We start from the raw sequence: 24,105 nt of genomic DNA on the forward strand, positions 1-24,105 counted from the left end.
TGTCTATACACCTGATTAAAGGTATTCGATTTACCAAAGGAAAATTGTGATGAACAGTTACGGGGGGGCGTAAAATTCGTAGGGGCAGGCCTTGCGCCTGCCCGTATGAAAGCTCTCACCATGGGCCTGACAACAATCTGAGCAGCAGGCTGTGACTCAAGTCAGGGTCGCTCAGACTTCTTAAAGGCCCTGCCTTCTGAGCAGGCTGACAGGCAGCTCAGAAGGCAGGGCGTAGGTTTCTCAGGCTTCATCTTTCCGGGAAAGAATACCGGCCTTAAGATTTTTCATGGAAAGCATACGCAAAGGTCTGTTTTTTTCCTGCTGCATGCGGTCATACATGTCTTGAGGGTCTGCTGCCACATCCGGCTGAAAGGCCTCCTCACGCTGAACAAGGCAGATGGCTCCGGATGTGCAGGCACTTTTGCACAGACCGCACCCCATACACTTTCCCCTGCTCACCCTTGTTTTTCCCCCTTCTCCTGCGGAAAGGGCACCAAAGGCACAGCGCTCCATGCAGGCACCACAGCCGGTGCAAAGTTCCTGATTGACATTGCACTGCCATGAAGCCCGGACAATCTGACTGTGAAGGTTAAAGCGTGCCACCGTGGAAAAAATACCACAGGAGCAGACGCAGCAGTTGCAGATATAACAGACCTCTTCCCTTGCATTCTGGGTGTGGGCGATGAGGCCTTCTTTTTCGCAGTCTTCCATGAGTTTCAGGGCATCTTCTTTGGAAATAATCTCCGTAGGCATACCCGATTCCAGATAAAATTCAGCAAACTCGTTCAGACTGAGACATACCCTTAATGAATGGTCACAGCCCCTGTTTTCAGCATGGGCTTTTTTTCTGCAAAGACAGTCACTCACGGCAATGAGCCTTGCCTCTTCAATATAGCGGCGTATTTTTTCATGGGGCATGATGGTCTGGGTATCTTCGATGGCGGTTTCCACGGGAAGTATCCGGAATTGTGAGGTTTTGCTTCCGAAAACTTCCATCCCCATGGCATCCATCATATAGCGGTTGTGGGCCTTGTTGTACTCGGGAGAAAGGCGGTTGAGCTGAAATTCGAAGGTACCCACAATATAGGGCATCAGCACGTAATGGGGTTTATCATCAACTTTTATCCTGAAAAGAAGTCCCCTTTCTGCCATGGCATCCAGCATGGTGGCAGTACTTTGTTCTTCGCTCTTATTTTTTAAAGCGATGTCACGGACGGTCTGGGCTTCTGGTGTAAGAAGAAGACAGAGTTCTGCTTCTTCAGGTGTGTACATGGTTTTCAGAAGGGTGATATCCGTTCCCGAAGGGCCTTCGGGGAATCCGCATGGAAGCTGATGCAGGTGCTGCTGCAGTTTACGATAAAGGTCTTCCATGCATTATTCTCCTTTGCTTTCGGATCCGGAGATTTGTTTGAAAAGCATGATTCCGCCCCTGGCAAGAATCTGGCAGATCAGAATACCGGCAAGGCCTGCAGCCATCACCGAGAGACTTTCCGGAAGCACAGGAAAGCTGTAGTCGGGCATGGGTGCGTTAAAAAGCAGTATGCCTTCTGGAAGCGCAAAATTTTCTGCCACAAACTCAAGGCCGTCAGGATATCCTGAGGCAAAGGGCGTAAGGAAAAGGGCAGCTGCCATGGGAAGAATCAGGCGGGGGAAATACCTTGCAGCAGACATCAGAACAAGGGTGAGAAGGGCCTCACCAAGGGCAATGATGGCATGTACGGAGAGCATGGGGCCAATGATGCCGGAAAGACGGGTATCACTTCCTGCGGCAATAAAAATGCAGCAGAGAAGGGCGGCCGCCATCACGGATATCCATGCTGCAAAGGCTGTGGAGAGATGGACAGTGAGGGGGCTTTTCCGGCCTTTGATGAGAATAAGCCGCAGAAGTCCGCCAAAACCTGCTCCCATTCCAGCCATTAAAAGGATATTCATGCCTAAAACGGTCAATCCGCCGTCACCGAAAAATACGGCCTGAACCAAAAGAACCAGGGATATGGAAAGTATGCCCGCAGGAACCCCCAGAAGTCCTGCGGCCAGCACACCGCCCATGAGATGCCCGGATGTGGCACCGCTGATGGGAAAATTCAGCATCTGAAAAACAAAAATCAGGGCCGTGACGGCTGCAAAATCCGCAGGCTCTGTTTTTTTATCCGAATGACCTGTCTTTTTATCTGTTCGTATGGCTTTAAAAGCGGCAATTCCGATCAGCCCTGCGGCAAGAATGGAAGTAGCCGGACACACAGGACCCGAAATCATGGCATCTGGAATATGCATGGGAATATCCTTTATTGGATGGATTTGTTTTTATGTGTGCAGCGGACCGGGGTTTTTTTTATTTCTGGAAGGCATTGATTTTATTTTCCAGAGCAGCAATCCAGTTCTGAAGACCTTCTCCGGTTTTGCAGGATACGGGAATAATGGCAGCACGGGGATTGACCCTGCGGACATGGTCTGTAAAACGTTCCAGACTGAAATCACACAAAGGCTGCATATCCGTTTTATTGACAAGGATAATATCACACACGGAAAACATCAGGGGGTACTTAAGGGGTTTGTCGTCTCCTTCCGGAAGACTGGCAATCATCATGTTCAGATGGGCGCCTGTGTCAAATTCTGCGGGACAGACAAGGTTGCCAACATTCTCAATAAAAATAATATTCAGCTTCTCCAGATCCATTTCATCCAGACCGGATACCACCATGGAAGCATCCAGATGGCAGAAGCCCCCTGTGCGGAGCTGGATCACAGGGAGACCGGCAGCAGCCATTTTTTCTCCGTCCACACTGGATTCAATGTCTGCCTCAAGAACACCCATGGCTGATGTTTCAGAAAGCAGGACCGCCGTTTTAAGGAGAAGACTGGTTTTTCCTGCTCCCGGTGACGCCATCAGGTTGATAAGAAAAAGGCCCTGCTTTTTTAAACGGGTGCGAAGGTCATCGGCCATGGCCCCGTTGTCCGCCAGAATATCCTCTTTTACATCAATGATACGTACCTGATCCATAGGCCTCCTTTTGATTTTTAGGAAATGACTGTCTGTTTTTCATGGTAAAACATCAAAAAGATGACATAATAACAGAGCAATGTCGAGAAAAGAAGCATACAAACTATTCCGGAGGATAATTTTTGAGACTGCGCCGAAGCCTTCAAAACACCATGCTGGTCATGCTTGTTTCCGTAACAGCGCTGGTGATTTCCTTTTTCCTTTACATCCGCTGGTTCATGGAGGTGAGGGCAGGGCTGATGGATCTGGCAGGCAACCTGAATCTTGATCTCGACCGGGTGATGGCTCCTGAAACCTTCAGTGTCATCCTGACACTTTCCGTACTGGTGGGACTTATTCTTGTGGGCCTGAGTGTCATTTATCTCTATTACAGACGGGCCATGTCTCTGTATCGCATGCAGCGCCGCTTTATCCGCAGCTTTACCCATGAACTGAAAACACCCGTGGCTTCCATCCGGCTGTATCTGGATACCTTTTTAAGGCATGAGCTGCCAAGGAGTGAGGAGCTTAAGTATCTTGCTTTCATGAAAAAAGACGCCGAACGTCTTTCTGAACAGATTGAAAGAATCTTAAACCTTGCCCGCATCGAAGGGGGGATGACGCCGCTTTCTCTGGAATGTACGGATCTTGGAGAGAAAATTCTGTCCATCTACCATGCCAACCCTCAACTGTCCGGACTTTCCCTTCATATACATCCAACGGATAAAAAAATTGTTTATCCGCTGGATCCGGGACTTTTTTCCATGGTTCTGGGAAATCTCATGGAAAATGCCATGAAATACAATGATTCAGGGGCACCTTCCATGGAGATCCATATGGAAAAAAGAAAAAACAGGCTCTTTTTAAGTTTTCGTGATAACGGTCATGGTCTTGATAAAAAGAACGAAAAGAAAATTTTCAGGAGATTTTTCAGGGTAAATCCCAAGGGTGCCGTTCCGGGTACAGGGCTTGGCCTGCACCTTGTCCACCATGTGATTCGTATGCACAAAGGACGCATATGGGCTGAAAGCGAAGGACCGGGAAAGGGCAGTACCTTTATTGTCAGCCTGCCCCTACGGACGGGAGAGTGTTGTGATGTCAAATAAAATTTTGCTTATAGAAGATGATCCCCACCTGCTTGAGGGTATCCGTCTGAACCTTTATCTTGGCGGCCATGAAGTTTTCTGTGCGGTTTCAGGAAAAGAAGGCCTTGCGATCTGGGAAGAAGCTTCTGTGGATTTTGTCATCCTTGACCGTATGCTTCCGGATATGGACGGGCTCAAGGTGCTTGAAAAAATAAGAAAAACAGACGAAAGTCTGCCAATTCTGATTCTTTCAGCCAAGGGGGAGGTGGAGGACCGTAAGGCAGGTCTCAGGCGGGGCTGTGATGATTACATGGCAAAACCCTTTGACATGCAGGAGCTGGAACTGCGCATGGAAAGGCTTCTTCTCAGAGGAAAAAGTATCAAGCGAACAGGGTCCCGGGATTTTTTTTTCGGGGACCACCGTATCGACTGGGAGCGCAGGGTGGCTGTGGTTGACGGAGAGGATGTCCCCCTCACTGATCAGGAATTCCGCATTTTAAAATATTTTGCAGAAAATCCCGGAAAACCCGTCAGCAGGGAAGCCATCCTGACCCGTGCCCTTGGATACGCAGCCCCCGTTGCCACCCGCACCGTGGATAATTTTCTTGTGCGTTTCCGCCGTTATTTTGAAAAAAATCCCAGAAAGCCCAAATTTTTTAAAAGCATACGCTCCGTAGGCTATCTTTTTGATCCTTTTGGGCAGGAAAAGGATAGCAGACAGAAAAAGGATGAAGAAAACAGCGATACCCGATAAGGCCTATCCATGAAGTCCCTGTCCCATGCCTTTACATGCCATCTCATAAAATATTTCACTGAAGGTGGGATGGGCATGGATGGTGCCTGCCATATCCCTTAAGGTGAGGTTTTTGCTGATGGCCAGGGTGGCCTCGGCAAGAAGCTCTGTGGCATGGGCTCCCACCAGATGGCACCCCAGTATCTTCTCACTTTTTTCTTCCGTTACAAAAACAGCCTCACCGCCAAGCTGGCCTGTGGCATGGGCTTTACCGAGGCTTCGCATCAGTACGGATGTGGTTTTGACACGAAAACCCCTTTCCCTGGCCCTTTCGGCACTCAATCCCACAAAGGCCACTTCAGGCTCCGTAAAAACAGCCGAGGGGATGGCAGTATAGCCCATGGTTTTCCTCTGGCCCATGGCATTTGCCACGGCCACCTCTGCTTCTGCCGAAGCCACATGGGCCAGCATGATCCTTTCAGGCCCTGTGACATCTCCAATGGCAAAAACGCCGGGACAGGCGGTTTCCATGGCATCGTTGACGGGCAGATAACCACGGGCATCCGGATGAAGATGCAGGCTGTCAAGGCCAAGATTCAGGGTGTTGGGTTTACGGCCCACACAGAGAACAAGGCAGGCAGCCCCGATGGATTCCATCTTTTCATGGTTTTCCGTTGCAGGAGAATTTTTTTTAAGATTTACACGAATTCCATCGGCGTTTTTTTCCAGATCAAGGATGCTGCTGGATGTATGGATACCGATTTTCTGTTTTTTAAATTCCCTTGCCAGCAGTCTGGATGCGGAGGCATCCAGATCCGGCAGGGGAAGAATCCGGTCTGCCATCTCAACAAGATCCACCTTTGCACCAAGGCCTGAAAGGATGGATGCAAATTCACAGCCCACAACACCGGCTCCAATAATCAGGGCTGATGGTGGCAGGGATGCCATGCGCAGAAAATCGTTGGAAGAAAGGCATTGTATTCCATCCGTGGAAATTTTCGGAAGACCTGCAGGCACGGTACCTGTGGCAATGATCAGGCGGTCCCAGCTCAAAGATGTTTTTTTTCCATCCTGATGTCTGACGGAAAGAAGGCCTTTTCCTTCAATGCGGGCATCTCCTGAAATAAGCTGCACCCTGTTGTGTCTGAGCAGGGCATCAATCCCTTTCTGCTGGGTGGCAATGACCGTCTGCTGTTTTTTCTGTAGCGCCTTCATATCCAGAACAGGGGGCGTTTCCAGATGAATACCGGACAGGGCAGCATGGCGTATCTGACGCATGGCGGTGGCTGCACTGACCATAACCTTGGATGGAATGCAGCCCCAGTTCAGGCAGGTGCCGCCTAAGGCTTCTTTTTCCACAAGGGTAACTTCTGCACCCGACTGAGCTGCACGGATGGCAGCCACATAACCACCGGGGCCTGCGCCAATGACAGAGATTTTAAGGGACATTTGCACTCCTTAAAAACAGGATCGTTTTGATCCGGGGGTTCATCAAATTGTACTCCGAAAATCCATCGCTTTTTTAGTCTTGCAAATCAGCTCGGCACACCTGCCTTGGGGGGATGACCGCTACCAGGCAGAGATCATACTGAATCCCTGCCTGCCTTCAAACAAAAATAAGCGAAAAAAAACTGAAAGCTGTTTTTATGTAAAAGATAAGGCTGCCTTTTTAAAAAGAACATGCTAAAAGGATACGGGCAGAAGCTGGAAACATTCAAACTGATTGAAGGAGTAAAAAAATATGGATCAGGCTAAAAATTTTTTTAAATCCCGCAAAGACATTGCCATTCGTCTGCTTTACACCATTTTCTTTTTTATTGTTTTTGAATTTTTGAAAACCATCCAGATTTTCCTTTCCTGTGTACAATATATCTGGGTTCTGGTTACGCTCAACCATCTGGAGCCCCTGCGGACACTGACGGACCGTCTTGCCGTTTTGAGCTACCGCATCCTGAGGTATATCTCCCTCAATGAAAACAAAAAACCTTTTCCTTTTACGGAATTCCCGGAATCCGTGGACGTTTCCGAGTCCGTACGTTTTTCTGACAAGGACTGATTTTTTTTGAGACTGCCGGTCTGATATCATAAACTGGATATTCTGCCGGAGTCCTTAGGGTGATAAAAAAATGTTACAGGGCAAGACCGGTTCCGCTTTTTTTTGCGGAAATGGTCTTGTCTTTTTTAGTTTATGAATATGAGAAAAGACCCGATCCTTTCTGAATACTGTTTCGGGGAAAGGTCTGAAAAAAAGGGGAGTATGATGCGTCTTTCCACCTTTGGTGAAAAATTCAGTTCCAAAAGCGGTATTCTGCAGTTGATGGATGATCTGGGCAATGCACTGGCCGGTAAAGGGGACATGGCCATGATGGGAGGCGGCAACCCCGCCCATATCCCAGAGGTGGAAGAGGCCATGGCCAGGCGTTTAAAAAAAATCCATGGGGACAATGATGAAATCCGTCGGATGATCGGTATTTATGACCCTCCCCAGGGAGAAAAGAATTTCATTGAAGGCCTTGCAGATCTTTTGAACAGGGAATTCGGATGGCAGCTCACACCGGAGAATATCGCCCTGACCAATGGCTCCCAGTCTGCTTTTTTTCTTCTGTTCAACATGTTTGCAGGCCCATGCCCGGACGGTAAAAAAAGAAAAATTCTTCTTCCTCTGGCACCGGAATACATCGGTTATGCGGATGCAGGGCTGGTCCCTGATTTTTTCACTTCCTTCAAACCTAAAATCGATTTCCTTGAAAGGCCTTTTTTTAAATACCGGATCGATTTTGAAAATCTCCACATCTCCGATGATACAGCAGCCATCTGTGTATCCAGACCCACCAACCCCACAGGCAATGTACTCACCGATGAAGAGGTGATCAGTCTGGATGCCATGGCAAAAAAAGCAGACATCCCCCTGATTCTGGACAGTGCCTATGGAACGCCTTTTCCGGATATTATTTTTACCCAAGCCCGCCCTTTTTGGAATGAAAATATTATTTTGTGCATGAGCCTCTCCAAGCTGGGGCTGCCTGCGGCACGGACAGGGATTGTCATTGCAAGACAGGAAATTGTCCGTGCCCTTTCCCGGATGAATGCGGTGATGAACCTTGCTACGGGCAGTTTCGGGGCCATGATGACCATGGATCTTGTCAGAAGCGGCGAGATCATTTCCCTAAGCCGGAATGTCATTCAGCCCTATTACAGAAAGCGGGCAGAAGAGGCCGTGGGACTCTTTGAAAAGGCACTGGAAGGGACGAATTTCTTTATCCATAAACCCGAAGGGGCTATTTTTCTATGGCTCTGGTTCCCAAATCTCCCCATCAGCAGTCAGAAACTCTATGAAAGGCTTAAGGAAAAAGGGGTACTGGTGGTGCCGGGCCATTACTTTTTCCCAGGCATTGAAGATGAAAACTGGCCCCACCGCCAGGAGTGCATCCGTGTCAACTACAGCCAGTCTGAAGATGTGGTAAAAAGGGGAATTGCCATTATTGGAGAAGAGGTAAAGCAGGTATTCAGTCAAGGGTCTGAATAAAATCCAGAATATCCGGGGAAGGAAAACCTCTGGAAATAAGAAAACGGTAAAGTTTTGCCTTTCTTTTCAGAGGATTGTTTTCATGTATGGTGGAAAGTTTACGCAGGGCGGTTCTGGTAAGGATGTTTTCGCCTGATTCTTTCAGGGATTCTTCCAGCATCCTTTCTCCCAGATCATCGGGAATACCGCCTTTGCGCAGATCCGCATGGATGCGCCGAGGCCCGTATCCGGAGCGGAGAGCGGACTGAACAATCTGAAAGGCCCTTTCATTTTCATCAATGTACCCCCTTTCCATACAGATTGTAAGGACGCTGTCTGCATCTTTTTCCCCAACGCCCTTTTTTAAGAGGCGACGGTGCAGCTCCATACGGCTGAGGCTTCTCCTGCTGAGCATGGCCAGAGCCATGGCAAGGGCGTTTTTCTGCGAAGCGGATAAATCTTCACTCACAACTTTTTATTATCTTCAAATAGCTGCATATAATAATCAAACTGGGCATTGATAAGCTTTTTGCCAGCACTGCGGCAGGCATTCATACGAAGGCCCAGATCCTGAATCATATCTCTTACTTCCACAGGGATGGTGTTAAAATCCGTATAAATCAGGGCAAGATTTTTTTCCATCTCTGCCTGCATCATGACAAGGGAGTCAATATAGCGGCCATACACTTTTTTCTGTTGACGGATGGATGCATGCAAACACTGGGCAATGAGTGGGTGAAGCATGGAAACCTCCTTTGGGCGGAGCCCTGAAAACACAGGACCCCATCTCTCTGATCATGCAGAAGCAATATAGTGTTCGATACTTTCCCTCAGGGTTTTCCAGATCCAGGGACGTTTTACATCATCTGTTTCAAGGAGTGTAAAACGGAATCCCTGTTTTTTACAACAAAAACCCGTCAGAGGCACCACGCAGATTCCCGTGGCCCCCAGCAGATAATAGACAAAACGCTTGTCCACCTCCACATTTTTTACCTTTTCTTCCACATAGGCTTTGACTTCAGGGTTTTCTATGGGGAGGGTCTGGCCTGCATTCAGTACACCTTCATCGAAAAGAACGGTCATGTAGAATGCACCATGGGCCGGAACAAGGGAAATACCTTTGACATCCTTTAAAGCATCATAGGCCTCGTTGGCACGCATCTCAAAGGTTTTTGCCCGTGTTGCCAGATGGTCCTTATACCGGGGATCTCCCATGACAAGGGGAATGGAAAACTGGGGCAGACTGGTGGAGCAGACTTCCAGCATTTTTGCATCCCGAATGGTTTTGATATAGGTTGCAAACATGGGAAAGCGGTCCTGATTAAATACTTCTATCCAGCCGCACCGGCTGCCCGGCCATGGATATTCCTTGGAAATACCCCTGAGAGCCATCCCCGGAACATCCCGGATAACCTCGCTGAGATGGCAGGTTTCTGAGCCATTGTACACAATGTGGGCATAAATTTCATCGCATATGACAAAAAGGTCATACCGGTATGCAATATCTACTATTTTTTCAAGAATTTCTCTGGGATAGACAGCGCCCGTGGGATTGTCCGGATTGATCAGCAGAATGCCCGCAATGGAGTCATTGTATTTCACTTTGTTTTCAAGATCCACCAGATCCGGCATCCAGCCATTGGAAGGGTCCAGTTCATAGGTGAGGTGTTCATATCCGGAGTGGGCGGCTTCCGCCGAAGAGTGGGTTGAATAGGCAGGGGAGGGTCCGATAACACGGGCTTCCCTTTTGAGAAAACCAAAAATCTTGGCAACCGCATCCCCAAGGCCATTAAAGAACAGAATATCTTTGGCACAAATCTGGTATCCACCCCGTGCATTCACCTGTGCTGCAAGAAATTCACGGGTCTCCTCGACTCCGGGTGTTGCCACGTATCCGTAGGTGACATCATCCTTTGTCAGATCATGGACAATATCCTTGATCCACTGGGGAACTTTTTCCCCCTTCTGAATGGGATCTCCGATATTTTCCCAAGTGATTTCAACACCCATCTGCCGAAGCTCATGGGCTACGGCCACAATTTCCCGGATTTCATAGGTGAGTTTCCCCGAGCCCACATGAACGATATCTCTACGCATACTTCCTTCCTTCGAAACCTGTATCCTGAAATGATTGTAAACGGATCTGCAACCCAGCCCCCCGCGGGATCAGCCGAAATCCGTTATGGATATATCCCCATCCTCCGGTCAGAACATCATCGCGTGCCAGAGTAAAAAAGGCAGTTAATTGAATGAGCTTCGTAACAGAGCAGCAGAATATTGTAAAGAAAAAGGCTTGCGCCGTATCTTTTTTAAGAAAACTCCCTTTAAAAAGAAACAGGCGCAAGCCGGTTTAAAGAATATTATGCCGCTGCTTCCTGCCGTGCGGCATCAATGATTTTCTGGGCAATTTCTCCGGGAACTTCTTCATAATGTGAAAATTCTGAGGTGAAGGTTCCCCGGCCACCGGTCATGGAAGTGAGGTCCGGTGCGTACTTCTGAATTTCGGCCAAAGGAACCTGAGCATTGATGGTGCCGGTTTTTCCTTCGGTATCCATACCCATGACCCGTCCCCTGCGGGAGTTGAGGTCTCCCATGATATCTCCCATGTAATCACTGGGAGCCTTGACAAAAACATTGTAGATGGGTTCAAGAAGGACGGGCTTTGCTTCTTCCATGCCTTTTTTATAGGCAAGGGATGCGGCAATCTTAAAGGCCATTTCCGATGAATCCACGGCATGGAAGGAACCATCGTCGGCGATGGCCTTGAAGTCCACACAGGGAAAGCCCGCCAGAACACCTTTGGCGCTGGCCTCCACAAGGCCTTTTTCCACCGCCGGGATGTATTGTTTAGGGATGGAGCCGCCCACAATCTCATCACCGAACTGGAAGCCTTCTCCCCTGGGCAGGGGTTCAAAACGAACCCAGCAGTCGCCGAACTGCCCGTGACCGCCGGTCTGCTTTTTATGGCGTCCCTGCACCCGCACCTTTCGGGTAATGGTTTCCTTGTAAGGAATTTTAGGTGTTTTAAGATCCACTTCCACTTTAAATTTCCGCCTGAGCTTTTCCACAATGGTTTCAATATGGACCTGCCCCACGCCATACACAAGAATTTCACTGGTGGTGGCATTGCGCTCCAGACGGATGGCCTTATCCTCTTCCGCCAGCCTTGCAAGGGAAGCAAACACTTTATCTTCATCACCCTTTTTTGCCGCATAGGCAGCAAAACCCATGCAGGGTGCAAGGGGAGATACCTGTGGAAATACAAGGGGCAGGGATTCATCACATAAGGAATCAAAGGTGCCTGTACTCTTCAGCTTGGCAAAGGCAACTATATCTCCGGGCTGGGCTTCTGTAATGGGTTTCTGCTGTTTTCCGGCCATCTGGTAAAGCTGGGAGTAACGTTCTTTTTCATCCTTGGAAACATTTAAAAAAGCACCGTCTTTACCCAGAGTCCCCGAAACAACCTTGCAGATGTTGAGAAGACCCGCAAAGGGGTCCACCACGGTTTTGAATACAAAACCGGAAAAAGGAGCACTTTCATCATAGGAAACAGGAACTTCCCCATCACCTTTCATGGCAGTTCTGGGAGGGTTATCCAGAGGGCAGGGGGTGGACTGCACAATAAAGTCCATCAGATAATCCATGGCAGCACCGGTAAGGGCAGATCCCATGAGAACCGGTACAAAGACACGGTCTGTGACAGCCTTTTTAAGGCCTGCAGCCAGCTCTTCTCCACTGAGCTCATCCCCTTCAAGGTATCGTTCAAGGAGAGAGTCATCGGCTTCTGCAATGGCTTCCACCAGAGCCATCCGCTCCATTTCCACCTCATCCTGAAGATCTGCGGGAATATCCGTTTTTACGGATTTACCGTCTTCTCCGAAAGCATAGGCCTGCAGCGTCATGAGATCCACAAAACCAGTGCAGACTTCGCCCTCCATCAGGGGCAGCTGTACTTTTACGGGGCGGATGTTTAAAAGGGACTCCGCTACAATGATAATATCATTAAAAACCGTACGTTCCTTATCCATTTTATTGATAAAAAGAACAGTGGGTTTCTGCTGTTCAGCAGCACTTTCCATGGCTTCTTCGGTTTTTACCCGTATGCCGTCCACAGCGTCCACAACGAGAAAAACAGTTTCTGCAGCCTGCATACAGAGGAGGGTGTCGGAAAAAAAGTTCGCATTCCCCGGAGTATCCAAAAGCATGATTTCATGCTTTTTCCATGTAAAAGCATGGAGTCCCGTGGAAACACTGCCCCCGCGGGCAATTTCTTCCGCCTCAAAATCCATTACGGTATTACCGTCCTCCACGCGTCCCATGCGGGACAGGAGTCCGTTATCGAAGAGAAGACGCTCCGCCAGAATCGTCTTTCCAGATCCGCTATGACCGACCAGCGCTATATTCCGTTTGAATTTGGCTTTTTCGCTCATTCAATTTCCTCCTGAAAGTAAAAAGGCTGTTTTCGTTTAAACGTCTCCCTCATGCGAACCGGAAGGCAGGGAGGCTCCAGGGGTTTCACAGACATTGAAACCTGACAGGGACTCCGTAAATTCCGGGGTTTCTTCTTTTTGTTTTGTTTCGGCTCGGGTCCACATGGGCAGGATAAACTCCTGGTTGCCCTTGGGACCCTGTATGGGGGAGGCAATGGCTCCGCCCACAAAAAAACCTTCTGCGATTAAAAAAATTTCCAGGTCTTTTAAAACCTTTGCATGAATATCCGGATTTCTTACCACACCTCCTTTACCCACCTCTTCTTTACCTGCCTCAAACTGCGGTTTGACAAGGGCCAGAATACGGGCGTCTTCCTTTAAAAATTTTCTGCAGGCTGGAATAACCAGCCGCAGGGATATAAAACTTGTATCAATGGTAACAAGATCAACCTTTATGTCTAAAGTTTCTTCGGTCAGATGGCGGATATTGGTTCTTTCCAATACCAAAACCCTGCTGTCCTGACGAAGGGACCATGCCAACTGACCATAGCCCACATCCACGGCAACAACCCGGCTGGCACCCTGACGAAGGAGAAGGTCCGTAAACCCGCCTGTGGATGCCCCCACATCCATGCAGACCATCCCTTCAGGATTCAGGGAAAGCTGATCCAGGGCGGCTTTGAGTTTCAGGGCCCCCCGGCTGACATAGGGAAAATCAGGGATTTCCGTCTCGATACGGGCATCCTCTGCAATCTGGGCACCAGCCTTATCCACCCGCAGGCCGTTGACCTGCACCTTTCCCGCAAGAATCAGGGCCCTGGCCCGATCCCGGCTTTGAACCAGCCCCTTTTCCACCATCATGGCATCCAGTCTTTTTCTAATCCTGCCTGCCATTATGCGGCCACTTTTTTTTGCAGCAGCTGTGCCGTTTCAGCAATGCTCTTTGCATCAAGTCCACAGGCTTTCCTTAAATCATCAGGGTTACCATGGCTCATGAAGCGATCCGGAATACCCAGCCGCTGCAAAGGAGATAAAATTCCCTCATCCCCATAAAATTCCAGAACCGCAGAACCAAAACCACTGGCAAGAATTCCCTCTTCAAGGGTAATGACGGGTTTTCCTTCCATGCCGATTTCCCGGAGCAGGGATGTATCCAGAGGTTTAAGAAAACGGGCATCCACCACCCGGGCATCAATGCCTTTGTCTGCAAGGATTTCCGCCGCCAGCAGGGCTTCATGCACGGGCCTGCCCAAAGCCAGGAGAGTAAGGTCGCTGCCCTTGCGCAGTACCTCTGCTTTTCCCATGGGCAGGGCAGGGCAGTCCATGTCCACATTCACCCCGACACCGGTCCCCCTGGGATAACGGATGGCCGAGGGTCCGGGAGTGTTTTCTGCGGTTTTCATCATGGCCACCAGCTGGGCCTCATCCCTTGGTGCCATGATGGTCATGCCGGGGAGTGTCCTTAAGAATGCCAGATCAAAGAGACCATGGTGGGTAGGACCATCGTCGCCCACAAAACCTCCGCGGTCAATGGCTAAAATAACAGGGTGACCGTCGAGACATACATCATGGACAAGCTGGTCATAGGCCCGCTGCAGGAAGGTTGAGTATATGGCCACCACTGGCCTGAAGCCTTCCGTGGACATGCCCGCTGCAAAGGTGACGGCATGCTGTTCGGCAATGCCCACGTCAAAAAAACGGTCTTCAAACTTTTCTGCAAAGGGAGAAAGGCCTGTACCTTCGGGCATGGCTGCCGTAACTGCAATAATTTTATTGTTTTTTTCTGCCATATCACAGAGGGTTTTGCCAAAAATCTCCGTATAGGTCGGCGGGGCAGGGGAGACAGGCTTTTTTTCCCCGGTTTTGATATCAAAGGGGGGAACACCATGGAAGAAGGTGGGATTTTTTTCCGCGGGGGGATACCCCATCCCTTTTTTTGTGCTTACATGGAGCAGTACCGGCTCTTTCAACTCTCTTATGTTTTGCAGAATATCAATGAGATGATTGAGCCTGTGGCCGTTAATGGGGCCAAAATAATCAAAATTAAAGGCCTCAAAGAGCATGCCCGGAGTAACAAAGGCCTTAAAGGATTCTTCGGAACGTTTGGCCAGCTGATAGACATCATCTCCTATTTTAGGGAGAGATTTCAGAAATCTGCCGAATTCCGCCCGCAGATCCTGCAGGTATCTGGCTGAAAAGGTCCGGCTGAGAAAGGATGAAAGGGCACCCACATTGGGTGATATGGACATGTCATTGTCGTTTAAGATCACAAGGAGGTTGCCCCTGGAATCGCCGGCATGGTTCAGCCCTTCGTAGGCAAGGCCTGCGGTCATGGAACCATCCCCGATAACCGCCACAACCTTATGGGGATCTCCCGCAAGTTTTTTTCCGTGGGCCATCCCCAGACCCGCTGAAATGGATGTGCTGGAGTGGCCGGTACTGAAGGCATCAAAGGGACTTTCACCGATACGGGGAAATCCTGAAATTCCACCGGGTTTTCTCAGGGTATCAAAGGCCTGACTGCGGCCGGTGATGAGTTTGTGGGCATAGGACTGATGGCCCACATCCCATATGAGTTTATCCTGAGGTGTATCAAATACATAGTGAATGGCAAGGGTCAGTTCCACAGCGCCGAGACTTGAGGCCAGATGCCCGCCATTGCGGGAGGTGACGTCAATGATTCTTGCACGGATCTCACTGGCAAGCCTTGGAAGATCAGACCTGTCCATTTTTTTCAGATCCGCCGGAGAATGGATGGTATCCAGTAAAGACAAGGCAGGAACTCCTTTATCAAAACAAAAGGGTATAAGGCTCATTTTTTGCGTTCCAGTACATAGGCTGCAAGGGCGCGGAGCGGATCTGCACCGGGCCCAAAATTATCAAGACTGTCAATGGCGTTTTTTACAAGATTTTCTGCCAGACCCATGGCGGCTTCCAGCCCCAGCAGGGAAGGATAGGTGGCTTTTTGGCTCTGGGCATCGGATCCTGTGTTTTTTCCCATGACAGAAGGATCGCCTGTGACATCCAGAAGATCATCAGTCACCTGAAAAGCCAGCCCCAGATGCCTGCCATAGGCGTGCAGGGCAGCCTGCTGTTTTTCACTGGCTTCTGCCAGAAGAGCGCCGCTGTATATGGAAACTTCTATGAGGGCTCCGGTTTTGAGCCTGTGCAGCCTTTCAAGCATTCCATAATCAATGTTTTTTCCTTCGGATGCAAGATCAAGCATCTGGCCGCCAACCATGCCCGCCGGACCTGCAGCCCTTGCAATGGCGCCGATGATATTCAGCCACAGCAGGGGATGGGAAAGGGCCTTTTTTGATGAAGACAGTCTGTCAAAGGCAAGGGTAAGGAGGGCATCGCCTGCCAGAATGGCTGTTCCTTCATCAAAGGCTTTGTGACAGGTGGGAATGCCCCTGCGAAGGTCATCATCATCCATGGCAGGAAGATCGTCGTGGATGAGGGAGTAGGTATGGATCAACTCCAGAGCACAGGCCACGTCCCGGCACAGATCCATGGCCTGTTCAAGATTTTCCGTGATGGCCTGTGCAGCACCGAGGCAAAGGATGGGCCGCAGCCGCTTGCCTCCGGCCATCAGGGAATGGGACATGGCTTCATAAAGGCGGGGGGAGGGGCAGGAAGCCGCATCCAGACAGGCCTTAAGGGAAAGATCCACCCATCTGCGGCATGATTCAAGGTGGTCTCCAAGCACAAAGGTCATGGGGTCCCGTCCTCTCTGGAAGCTGTTGCCGGCTGAAAGGGAGGCTCTTCGCCTGATTCCGTGAGTCTTGTCAGGCGGGCTTCCGCCTCATCAAGGCAGTCATTACAGTATTTTGAAAGCTTCATTCCTTCTTCAAATCTGCGGATGGCCTTTTCCAGCGGAAGTTCACCGCTTTCCAGTTCTTCCACAATGGCCTGCATTTGTGCAAGTCCTTCTTCAAAGCTTTTTTTTGCCATGATCCATTTCCTCTATACGACAGCGCAGGGAACCCCTTGCAAGCTGAATTTCTATGCTGTCTCCGGGCCTGAGATTTCCGGTTTCTCTGATAATGCTTTTTTCAGGAAGCTTTCTTGCCACGGCATACCCCCTTTCCAGAACAGCAAAGGGGTTCAGGCTGTTCAGCCGCTGCTGCAGATTTTCAGAGTCAATCCGCTTCCTTCGGATATCTTCTGAAAGATAAAAATGCAGCATCTTATGCACCTGTGCATGCTGCATACGTTTTTGCTGTAACCATTGAAACAGCGGGGCAGGGGAGAGGGCTTTTTCCGTCCAGCCGAGCTGTTGCTTTTTCCATGCAATGAGACGTTTGAAACGGCGCAGCAGTTTTTCCTCCGTCTCATCCAGACGTATCCGGCTCAAGCTGAGACTGCGGCGCGGATGCAGCAGTTTTTCCTGCATATTCAAATTTTTGAGGCGAAGTCGGCTCAGGTGGCTTTTAAATGCAGCACAGAGATGATTCCGGGTGCTGCTTATTTCCGTTTTCAGTCTTTCTTTGACCGGCACTGCGGATTCTGCCGCAGCCGTTGGTGTGGATGCCCGGTAATCGGCTGTAAAATCAGCAATGGTAAAGTCTGTCTCATGGCCAACACCTGTAATGACAGGGATTTCAGATTCGAAAACAGCCCTTGCCACATCTTCGCTGTTAAAGGCCGCCAGATCTTCCAGGGAACCGCCACCCCTTGCAAGAATAATCAGATCACTCCTGTTCAATGCATTGATTTTTTTTAAGGCTGAGGCAATCTGCCTGTCAGCACCCTCGCCCTGAACAGGCACAGGAGCCACTTCAATGTGAAGATTGGGATATCTGTTCTTAAGGACCTTCAGCATGTCATGGAGAGCGGCACCATCCGGAGAAGTAACAAGGGAGATCCGTTGGGGAAGAAAGGGCAGGGGGCGTTTATGAACAGCATCAAATAATCCTTCGGCTTCAAGGCGGCGCTTCAGTTGCTCAAAGGCCAGCTGAAGGGAACCTGCGCCTGCGGGTTCAAGATATTCCAGAATAATCTGATAGCTACCCCTGGGAGGATAAACACTGATGCGGCCAAAGCCCGTAACCTTGAGGCCGTTTTCCGGCTGAAAACGGAGCTGACGGTTCTGACCCCGGAACATCAGGGCCGCAATCTGGGCGCTATTGTCTTTGAGGGAAAAATAGAGATGTCCGGACGAAGGCCGTGAAAGGTTGGAGATTTCTCCCACAATCCAGACAAAGGGATAGGCAGATTCCAGGCGGGACCGGATATCCGAGGTTAACTCGGAAATGGTGTGGATTTTACGGACATCCTTTCCGGAAATCTCTGTCCCCATGGAATTCGCTGATGCCTTTCCTTAAGGTTAACAGGGCGGATGTAAAAAAAACAATCCGGTTGATTGGTACTCTCCGTCATTGATTGTTAGATATTGACGGAAAATGGGCAGATCCTATGCTTTTTTGCAGACTTTGACAAGCGTTTCGCTTGAACCTGACAAATATTGAGGCAATATAAAAAACTCATAATGTGCATTATGTAAACTTTTCTTGGATTTTAAAATGCCAGCGCTGTAATCTCACAGACAGTCTGATGGCTCTTCGTCCGGGTGCCTCTGCATCAGACCCATAAAAAATCGCCACCCTTTTACCGACTTTACTTGATTATCCCTTCATCCTTTCTTATAGTACCAAATTGCAGAGACCGCATCCATTGCGGCATTTTATCTGAAAAACGGAAACATCCGCTTTGATGCTTCCACTGGCTCAGGTTTTTCATAAACTTATAAAAATAATTTTAGGGAGGAAAAAAACAGCATGGAAATGGAAAAAGTCCTTGCATCGAACGAAAAAACCAAAGCCCATGTTAACGGCTTTATCCAGAGCGTGTACAACTGGATGGCCATCGGCCTTGCTGTCACGGGCGTCCTGGCTTATCTGGTATCGGAAATGTTTATCGTACCACGGGGACTCTTTTTTCTGCTGGTCATTGTCCAGCTGGGTATGGTTTTTGTTCTCGCCAGCAGAATTCAAACCCTTTCCGCATCCACGGCCACGGGCCTCTTTGTTCTCTATGCGGCCCTTAACGGCGTGACCCTTTCATGGATTTTTCTGGTTTATACCAGTGCATCCATTACCTCCACCTTCTTTATCTGTGCCCTGACCTTTGCGGCTGCCAGCGCCTACGGCATGGTAACGAAAAAGGATCTGACCAGCTTTGGCGGTTTTCTCATGATGGGCCTCATCGGCATCATTATCGCCACTGTGGTGAATATCTTTTTCCGAAGCCCCATGGTCACAATGATTGTCAGTTACATCGGTGTCTTTGTATTCATTGGCCTTACGGCATGGGATACCCAGAAAATCAAGCAGATGGCCCTTTCCCAGCCTGCGGATCTGGACAATGCCACCCTCAGAAAAGGTGCCATTTTTGGGGCATTATCCCTTTATCTGGACTTCATCAACCTCTTTATCATGATGCTTCACATCTTTGGAGACAGGGATTAAGCATCTGATGTGAGATAAGATTTAAATTCTGACGAGGCTGTCCCGGCATTCAAGCGAGACAGCCTCGTTTTTTTATCATCAGGAAACCTCTGGTACCCTTCCATAAACGTCGTCAAAGCGTACAATATCATCTTCCCCAAGGTAGCTCCCGGACTGTACCTCGATGAGATCCAGCGGAATTTTCCCGGGGTTTTCAAGCCTGTGGGTTGCACCCAGAGGAATATAGATGGATTCATCCTCCCTCAGAAGAATGGACTCTCCATCCCTTTCCACCACAGCCGTACCCCGCACAACAACCCAGTGCTCAGCCCTGTGATAATGCTTCTGCGCAGAAAGCTTGGCACCGGGTTTCACGGTAATTCTTTTCACCTGAAAACGATTGTCCATGGCAATGGTCTCATAACTTCCCCATGGACGGTACACCCGTCTGTGGGAAATGGCCTCTTCCCTTCCCATGAGGCGCATATACTCTACCATTTTCCGGACATCCTGCACCCGGTCTCTGGGAGAAACCAGCACCGCATCAGGAGTTTCCACCACAATATGATTTTCAAGCCCAACGGCTGCGATCATCCGGCTTTCCGCATGTAAAAAGGAATTTCGGACATCGTGGGTCAACACATCCCCATGGGTGACATTGGACTTCAGATCCTTTTTCCCCACCTGCCAGAGGGCTTCCCATGATCCGAGGTCACTCCACCCGGCTTCCAGAGGAACCATAACCCCCTGCCCTGTTTTTTCCATGATGGCATAATCAATGGAATCGGATGGTGAAGCATGAAAACTTGGGGCATCCAGGCGGATAAAATCCAGATCCACGATGGCTTTTTTGCGGGCGGCCTCGCAGGCAGACAGAATCTCTGGTACAAGGGAGTGGAACTCCTTTAAAATGGCCGAGGCCTTAAATAAAAACATGCCGGAATTCCAAAGATATTCTCCGGATGTCACATAGCTTTCTGCCGTTTCAAGGTCAGGCTTTTCCACAAATCTTTTAATCTGAAAGGCTCCGGAATCAAGGGGGCCTCCCTTTTGAATGTATCCATAGCCTGTTTCGGGCCCGTCCGGAACTATACCAAAGGTAATGAGTCTGCCCTGCTCTGCCTCCCCTGCCCCTTTTCTTACCGCCTCAGTGAATGCTGACGGATCTGCAATAAAGTGGTCTGCGGGAAGCACCAGCAGAATCGGATCCGTATATCTGGAAGCCGCTTCTATGCTGCATACGCCAATGGCAGGTGCTGTGTTTCTACCCTCCGGCTCAAGAAGAATGGCGCCGGGTTTTATGCCCACTTCCCGCAGCTGTTCTGCAACCATGAAGCGATGGTCATCATTGCATATAACAATGGGATCTGCGGCCTCGGAAAGAGAGCTTAAGCGTAAAACCGTTTCCTGAAGCATGGTCTTTGAGCTGTTCAGGGCAATAAGCTGTTTGGGGTGCAGCTGCCGGGAAAGGGGCCAGAGTCTGGACCCGGATCCCCCGGCAAGAATCACGGGAACAATGACATTTTTTTTCATCGGGAACTCCATATTTTTAAACAGTTTAAATCATGCATACAGACCAGCATCGATTTCCATTGCCTTCTGAACCTTATCACAGACGGCTCTGGCTTCTTCCTCAGATTCTGCCTCCACCATGATGCGGCAAAGAGGTTCCGTGCCGGAATACCGCACAAGAATACGGCCCATATTTCCAAGATGTTTTTCAGCGGCTTCTATTTCCCTTTGCACGCCGGGGAGTTTTTCTAAAGAAATTTTTTTCTTTACGGGGATATTCACAAGAACCTGAGGGTATGTTCGCATACAGGCAGCCAGTTCATGCAGGGGCTTCTTTTTACAAAGCCTTGCCAGTAGAACCGCAGCAAAGAGACCATCCCCCGTACAGTGGGGACCAAGAAAAATCAGATGACCTGAATCCTCTCCCCCGATCAGAGCTCCCTTCTCATGCATGCGCTGTAATACCTGTCTGTCACCTACACCGGTCACTTCATGGACAATACCTGCCTGTTCAAGGCTTTCCTTCAGGCCCAGGTTGCTCATGACCGTACTGACCAGAACTGGCGGGTTCAATTGCCCCTTTTCCATGGCTGACCTTGCAAAAATGGCCAGAAGAGTATCGCCGCTGATTTTTTTACCATAAGCATCCACGGCAATCAGACGGTCACCATCTCCGTCAAAGGCAAAGCCTGCATGGGCTTTTTTTTCAGTCACATGGCGGCAAAGCAGCTCCGTATGCTGGGAACCAACACCCTCATTGATATTCATGCCATCGGGTTCTGCTGCAAGGACATGCACCTCTGCGCCCAGAGCACGAAAAACCTCTGGAGCTGCCTGATACATGGCACCATGGGCCGTATCCAGCACCAGCTTCATGCCATTAAGGGAGTGGCCCTCCCCTGCTTTTGTAAGAATGAAGCTGATGTAATCCTGCAAAATATCAGATGCGGGGAGCATGCGACCCATGATGTTTATGTTTTTTTCTGTCCATGTTTTCATGAACAGTGCGGAGATTTTTTCTTCATCATCATCGCTGAGTTTCATCCCCCTTTGGGTAAAAAATTTTACACCGTTATCGTAATAGGGGTTGTGGGATGCAGAGATCACAGCACCGGCACTGGCTTTTCCGCTGCGAACTGCCAGAGCCACCGCTGGTGTCGGGAGAATTCCCCCATCCATGACATCCACCCCCGAATCCATGAGACCTGCCGCCAGGGCAGCGCTAAGCATATCGCCGGAATTCCTTGTATCCTTTCCAATCAGCACAGAGGGTCTGTCTTTTGTATCTGTGCAACAGCTGCGAAGCCAGACACCAAAGGCTTTTCCAATACTGGCAAGACCCATGGCATCCATGGGCAATACACCAGCACGGCCCCGGATGCCATCAGTTCCAAAAATATTCTTCATGCTGTATCCTTTTGTGTTTAAAATAATGTAATTATTCAGCACCTTTTTCCAAAGACCATACCTGCAAGACAGATGCACAGGCCCCAGGCTATTTGCCCGTGACGCAACCGGCACTCAAGCTGAAAAACTCAAGCCCTTTACGGGAGCAAAAATGCTTCAAGGATCTTGAGTGCCGGATTCGGGAGCTTCTTGCCCTGTGCGGAAGCGAAAAAAACCCCCCGCCACAGGCAGGATAAGCTTTTTATTACCATGGCAGGCCTTGGTACGCTGCCTTTGTGGCGGCTCAGACAGTTTGCCGCTTCTTATTGGCACTCCGGCACTCAACCCTGAAAAAGCTATATTATTTGCATCATAGGCTTTAGGTTTATGGCTTGAGTGCCGGAATCCGAAACGATTGCAATGTCACTTGCCAATAGCCACGGAGCCTTGCAGCAGTAAGACGCTGCTGCAACTACAGCATTGGAAGTTCGGAATAAAATATGCTGAATAATTACAAGAAATAAAGCATTCTGATTAACACTGTCTTTCAGCCATACAAACCTTCATCATGGAAATTAAATGACAAGATTTTAAGCATGTTCACGGGCACCCGTAAAGGGTGCCCCTACATAAAACAGGGCCGTAAAAACCAAGCGTTAAGGGCAGGCCTTGCGCCTGCCCGTGTTAAAGCCCGCACCATAGGCCTGGGGCAACAACCTGACCAGCAAGTTGTGGCTGAGTCAAGGTAGTAATCAAATAAAGCATTCATTAGAATGTCAATGCTGCCCATGCCTCCCCTGCCCTTTTTTCCGTAATGGAATACAGCCATCTGCGGCCCGCATCCCTTTGTTCCGTATTCAGCGATGCAAGGGTTGAGAGATAGTCCTTTTCAAAAATAAAATTATCAAAAAAACGCTTTTTAAAATGAAGGACTGTCTCATTTTTGCTCTGTTTTTCATCTTCCGAAAGAAGGAGACAGACAGCGTCGGCTTTTTCCATCCACAGGCTGTGCAGGCTGTTTCTTTCAAAGCATGAAACCCTGGCTGATGCTGCAAGTTTTTCCTTAAGCTGCCGCAGACGTTTGATTCTTTCGGAAATGGCGGATTTCACCTGCTGCAATAAGGCATGGTGCAGTTTTTCTGGGAAACGGGGGGAAATCAGTTTGCCCCTGACATGTCTATACCACTGTTCAAGGGCATGGAGATTGGCGATGTAGGTAAAATTATGATCCAGAATACGGCGTAGCCCCGGATAGTGACCCGCAGACCTTTCAACGTTGCCTCCCCTCAGGCTGGAACCGAAAATGAGCCGGTTTTCCCTGAGCTCGTCTTTGCGCTGCAGGGTGCCTGCAGCCACTACGGTCCCAAAGGCAAGGCGGCATGGCCCCACAAGCCCTCCCTGCCCTCCCAGAAAAATTGGGGCTTTATCCAGCATGACACCGGACGGTACATCACCGAGCAGGGAAGCCGTTGCCTTGTCCTGATCCGGCGTAAAGTTAAAATGAATATAACTGCTGCCCACCTCTGAATGATCCTGAGGCCCTGTGCCGCCGGTCATGAGAATATCACAGAAGTTAATCAGGCTGCCGAGGGTTACCCATGGAAAAAGGATGGTCTGCTTGAGTCCCACGCTGTGGGCGATGGAAGCGGATTCTTCAAGAATGCTGCCGCCACGCACATGGCTGCCATTCCCTGCCTTGGCCCCTTCAAGAAAAACGGCATCTTTAAAAAATCCGCCTTTCAGGTGTACATGGCGGCCTGTACAGACATTTTCCATAACCACTGGTCCCTCTTCGCCCACTTGACTGCCTGAAAGCAGAAGGGTTCCTGAACCGGAAATCCGGCATCCCGGATAAAGGGTAACATCCTTTTCTATGTTATCAGGGCTCACATCTTTGGCAATGAAGACCTGGGCCGGGTCTGGCATTATAACCCCTTTTTCCAAAAGTCTTGCATGAATACTTTTCATTCTGATATGCTCCGGTCTCTTGCAACTTCGAACTCGCAGTACTGTTATATCAGCTTC

At 49.5% G+C, this 24,105-nt stretch carries 21 protein-coding genes; 5 read left to right on the forward strand and 16 right to left on the reverse strand.

Annotation, left to right across the window (positions count from 1 at the left end; genetic code table 11):
- Positions 1 to 240: 240 nt before the first annotated feature.
- From LZ24_RS04485 to hypB, 3 genes are read right to left on the reverse strand one after another with little or no spacing between them, the layout of a single operon-like run.
- Entirely contained in the window at positions 241 to 1,371 is a 1,131-nt protein-coding gene (locus LZ24_RS04485; protein WP_144682787.1) for a 4Fe-4S binding protein, read from the reverse strand.
- Positions 1,372 to 1,374: 3 nt separating this feature from the next.
- Positions 1,375 to 2,274: an energy-coupling factor ABC transporter permease gene (locus LZ24_RS04490; RefSeq protein ID WP_144682789.1), complete on the reverse strand. Its 900-nt coding sequence runs from the start codon at positions 2,272 to 2,274 to the stop codon at positions 1,375 to 1,377.
- 58 nt (positions 2,275 to 2,332) lie between these two features.
- Positions 2,333 to 3,001 (reverse strand): hydrogenase nickel incorporation protein HypB, encoded by a 669-nt coding sequence (hypB, locus tag LZ24_RS04495; RefSeq protein ID WP_144682791.1) that lies wholly within the window; start codon positions 2,999 to 3,001, stop codon positions 2,333 to 2,335.
- A 122-nt stretch (positions 3,002 to 3,123) separates the two neighbouring features.
- Here hypB and LZ24_RS04500 point away from each other — a divergent pair, with 122 nt between their 5' ends.
- Positions 3,124 to 4,086: a sensor histidine kinase gene (locus LZ24_RS04500; protein ID WP_144682793.1), complete on the forward strand. Its 963-nt coding sequence runs from the start codon at positions 3,124 to 3,126 to the stop codon at positions 4,084 to 4,086.
- Positions 4,076 to 4,819, forward strand: a complete 744-nt coding sequence (locus LZ24_RS04505) for a response regulator transcription factor (RefSeq protein ID WP_144682795.1) — start codon at positions 4,076 to 4,078, stop codon at positions 4,817 to 4,819. Before LZ24_RS04500 ends, LZ24_RS04505 begins: the two co-directional genes overlap by 11 nt.
- Positions 4,820 to 4,822: 3 nt before the next feature.
- On the opposite strand, the gene lpdA is transcribed toward LZ24_RS04505, so the two are convergent.
- Positions 4,823 to 6,247, reverse strand: coding sequence for a dihydrolipoyl dehydrogenase (lpdA, locus tag LZ24_RS04510; protein WP_144682797.1), 1,425 nt, complete (start codon positions 6,245 to 6,247; stop codon positions 4,823 to 4,825).
- A 292-nt stretch (positions 6,248 to 6,539) separates the two neighbouring features.
- Here lpdA and LZ24_RS04515 point away from each other — a divergent pair, with 292 nt between their 5' ends.
- Together LZ24_RS04515 and LZ24_RS04520 are read left to right on the forward strand one after the other, a co-directional pair.
- Positions 6,540 to 6,854 carry a DUF4389 domain-containing protein gene (locus LZ24_RS04515; protein ID WP_144682799.1) on the forward strand — a complete coding sequence of 105 codons (315 nt, stop codon included), beginning with the start codon at positions 6,540 to 6,542 and terminating at the stop codon, positions 6,852 to 6,854.
- A gap of 201 nt (positions 6,855 to 7,055) precedes the next feature.
- The gene (locus tag LZ24_RS04520) at positions 7,056 to 8,324 is read left to right on the forward strand and encodes a valine--pyruvate transaminase (protein ID WP_246118516.1); all 1,269 of its coding nucleotides are present in this window, start codon (positions 7,056 to 7,058) and stop codon (positions 8,322 to 8,324) included.
- Here the strand turns inward: LZ24_RS04520 and LZ24_RS04525 are convergent.
- The 9 genes from LZ24_RS04525 to xseA form a co-directional block, all read right to left on the reverse strand.
- The gene (locus LZ24_RS04525; protein ID WP_144682801.1) at positions 8,305 to 8,772 is read right to left on the reverse strand and encodes a regulatory protein RecX; all 468 of its coding nucleotides are present in this window, start codon (positions 8,770 to 8,772) and stop codon (positions 8,305 to 8,307) included. The two genes, LZ24_RS04520 and LZ24_RS04525, sit on opposite strands and share 20 nt — an antisense overlap.
- Positions 8,769 to 9,047 (reverse strand): hypothetical protein, encoded by a 279-nt coding sequence (locus LZ24_RS04530; RefSeq protein ID WP_144682803.1) that lies wholly within the window; start codon positions 9,045 to 9,047, stop codon positions 8,769 to 8,771. Before LZ24_RS04530 ends, LZ24_RS04525 begins: the two co-directional genes overlap by 4 nt.
- Positions 9,048 to 9,098: 51 nt before the next feature.
- Entirely contained in the window at positions 9,099 to 10,400 is a 1,302-nt protein-coding gene (locus LZ24_RS04535; protein ID WP_144682804.1) for a pyridoxal phosphate-dependent aminotransferase, read from the reverse strand.
- A gap of 263 nt (positions 10,401 to 10,663) precedes the next feature.
- On the reverse strand, positions 10,664 to 12,733 hold the full coding sequence (fusA, locus tag LZ24_RS04540; RefSeq protein WP_144682806.1) for an elongation factor G: 2,070 nt from the start codon (positions 12,731 to 12,733) through the stop codon (positions 10,664 to 10,666).
- A 36-nt stretch (positions 12,734 to 12,769) separates the two neighbouring features.
- Positions 12,770 to 13,627 (reverse strand): TlyA family RNA methyltransferase, encoded by an 858-nt coding sequence (locus LZ24_RS04545; RefSeq protein WP_144682808.1) that lies wholly within the window; start codon positions 13,625 to 13,627, stop codon positions 12,770 to 12,772.
- Positions 13,627 to 15,507 carry a 1-deoxy-D-xylulose-5-phosphate synthase gene (dxs, locus tag LZ24_RS04550; RefSeq protein ID WP_144682810.1) on the reverse strand — a complete coding sequence of 627 codons (1,881 nt, stop codon included), beginning with the start codon at positions 15,505 to 15,507 and terminating at the stop codon, positions 13,627 to 13,629. The genes LZ24_RS04545 and dxs overlap by 1 nt, the downstream gene beginning before the upstream one ends.
- Positions 15,508 to 15,545: 38 nt before the next feature.
- Positions 15,546 to 16,451, reverse strand: coding sequence for a polyprenyl synthetase family protein (locus LZ24_RS04555; protein ID WP_144682812.1), 906 nt, complete (start codon positions 16,449 to 16,451; stop codon positions 15,546 to 15,548).
- Positions 16,448 to 16,687, reverse strand: a complete 240-nt coding sequence (gene xseB / locus LZ24_RS04560) for an exodeoxyribonuclease VII small subunit (RefSeq protein ID WP_144682814.1) — start codon at positions 16,685 to 16,687, stop codon at positions 16,448 to 16,450. The genes LZ24_RS04555 and xseB overlap by 4 nt, the downstream gene beginning before the upstream one ends.
- A complete protein-coding gene (xseA, locus tag LZ24_RS04565; RefSeq protein WP_144682816.1) occupies positions 16,668 to 18,035 on the reverse strand; it encodes an exodeoxyribonuclease VII large subunit in 1,368 nt (455 codons plus the stop codon). The genes xseB and xseA overlap by 20 nt, the downstream gene beginning before the upstream one ends.
- A gap of 478 nt (positions 18,036 to 18,513) precedes the next feature.
- Here xseA and LZ24_RS04570 point away from each other — a divergent pair, with 478 nt between their 5' ends.
- Positions 18,514 to 19,203 carry a Bax inhibitor-1/YccA family protein gene (locus tag LZ24_RS04570; RefSeq protein ID WP_342779262.1) on the forward strand — a complete coding sequence of 230 codons (690 nt, stop codon included), beginning with the start codon at positions 18,514 to 18,516 and terminating at the stop codon, positions 19,201 to 19,203.
- Between the two features lie 78 nt (positions 19,204 to 19,281).
- On the opposite strand, the gene LZ24_RS04575 is transcribed toward LZ24_RS04570, so the two are convergent.
- From LZ24_RS04575 to LZ24_RS04585, 3 genes are all read right to left on the reverse strand, one after another.
- Positions 19,282 to 20,715: a mannose-1-phosphate guanylyltransferase/mannose-6-phosphate isomerase gene (locus LZ24_RS04575; protein ID WP_144682818.1), complete on the reverse strand. Its 1,434-nt coding sequence runs from the start codon at positions 20,713 to 20,715 to the stop codon at positions 19,282 to 19,284.
- Positions 20,716 to 20,745: 30 nt separating this feature from the next.
- Entirely contained in the window at positions 20,746 to 22,101 is a 1,356-nt protein-coding gene (gene glmM, locus LZ24_RS04580; protein WP_144682820.1) for a phosphoglucosamine mutase, read from the reverse strand.
- A gap of 747 nt (positions 22,102 to 22,848) precedes the next feature.
- Positions 22,849 to 24,006 (reverse strand): hypothetical protein, encoded by a 1,158-nt coding sequence (locus tag LZ24_RS04585; protein ID WP_144682822.1) that lies wholly within the window; start codon positions 24,004 to 24,006, stop codon positions 22,849 to 22,851.
- Between the last annotated feature and the right edge of the window lie 99 nt (positions 24,007 to 24,105).

Source organism: Desulfobotulus alkaliphilus (assembly GCF_007830435.1).
Taxonomy (GTDB): domain Bacteria; phylum Desulfobacterota; class Desulfobacteria; order Desulfobacterales; family ASO4-4; genus Desulfobotulus; species Desulfobotulus alkaliphilus.

Coding starts and splice junctions, on each gene's coding strand:
- LZ24_RS04485 (WP_144682787.1), bottom strand. CDS start 1,371: ATGGAAGACCTTTATCGTAAACTGCAGCAGCACCTGCATCAGCTTCCA.
- LZ24_RS04490 (WP_144682789.1), bottom strand. CDS start 2,274: ATGCATATTCCAGATGCCATGATTTCGGGTCCTGTGTGTCCGGCTACT.
- hypB (WP_144682791.1), bottom strand. CDS start 3,001: ATGGATCAGGTACGTATCATTGATGTAAAAGAGGATATTCTGGCGGAC.
- LZ24_RS04505 (WP_144682795.1), top strand. CDS start 4,076: ATGTCAAATAAAATTTTGCTTATAGAAGATGATCCCCACCTGCTTGAG.
- lpdA (WP_144682797.1), bottom strand. CDS start 6,247: ATGTCCCTTAAAATCTCTGTCATTGGCGCAGGCCCCGGTGGTTATGTG.
- LZ24_RS04515 (WP_144682799.1), top strand. CDS start 6,540: ATGGATCAGGCTAAAAATTTTTTTAAATCCCGCAAAGACATTGCCATT.
- LZ24_RS04520 (WP_246118516.1), top strand. CDS start 7,056: ATGATGCGTCTTTCCACCTTTGGTGAAAAATTCAGTTCCAAAAGCGGT.
- LZ24_RS04530 (WP_144682803.1), bottom strand. CDS start 9,047: ATGCTTCACCCACTCATTGCCCAGTGTTTGCATGCATCCATCCGTCAA.
- LZ24_RS04535 (WP_144682804.1), bottom strand. CDS start 10,400: ATGCGTAGAGATATCGTTCATGTGGGCTCGGGGAAACTCACCTATGAA.
- fusA (WP_144682806.1), bottom strand. CDS start 12,733: ATGAGCGAAAAAGCCAAATTCAAACGGAATATAGCGCTGGTCGGTCAT.
- LZ24_RS04545 (WP_144682808.1), bottom strand. CDS start 13,627: ATGGCAGGCAGGATTAGAAAAAGACTGGATGCCATGATGGTGGAAAAG.
- LZ24_RS04555 (WP_144682812.1), bottom strand. CDS start 16,451: ATGACCTTTGTGCTTGGAGACCACCTTGAATCATGCCGCAGATGGGTG.
- xseB (WP_144682814.1), bottom strand. CDS start 16,687: ATGGCAAAAAAAAGCTTTGAAGAAGGACTTGCACAAATGCAGGCCATT.
- xseA (WP_144682816.1), bottom strand. CDS start 18,035: ATGGGGACAGAGATTTCCGGAAAGGATGTCCGTAAAATCCACACCATT.
- LZ24_RS04570 (WP_342779262.1), top strand. CDS start 18,514: ATGGAAATGGAAAAAGTCCTTGCATCGAACGAAAAAACCAAAGCCCAT.
- LZ24_RS04575 (WP_144682818.1), bottom strand. CDS start 20,715: ATGAAAAAAAATGTCATTGTTCCCGTGATTCTTGCCGGGGGATCCGGG.
- glmM (WP_144682820.1), bottom strand. CDS start 22,101: ATGAAGAATATTTTTGGAACTGATGGCATCCGGGGCCGTGCTGGTGTA.
- LZ24_RS04585 (WP_144682822.1), bottom strand. CDS start 24,006: ATGCCAGACCCGGCCCAGGTCTTCATTGCCAAAGATGTGAGCCCTGAT.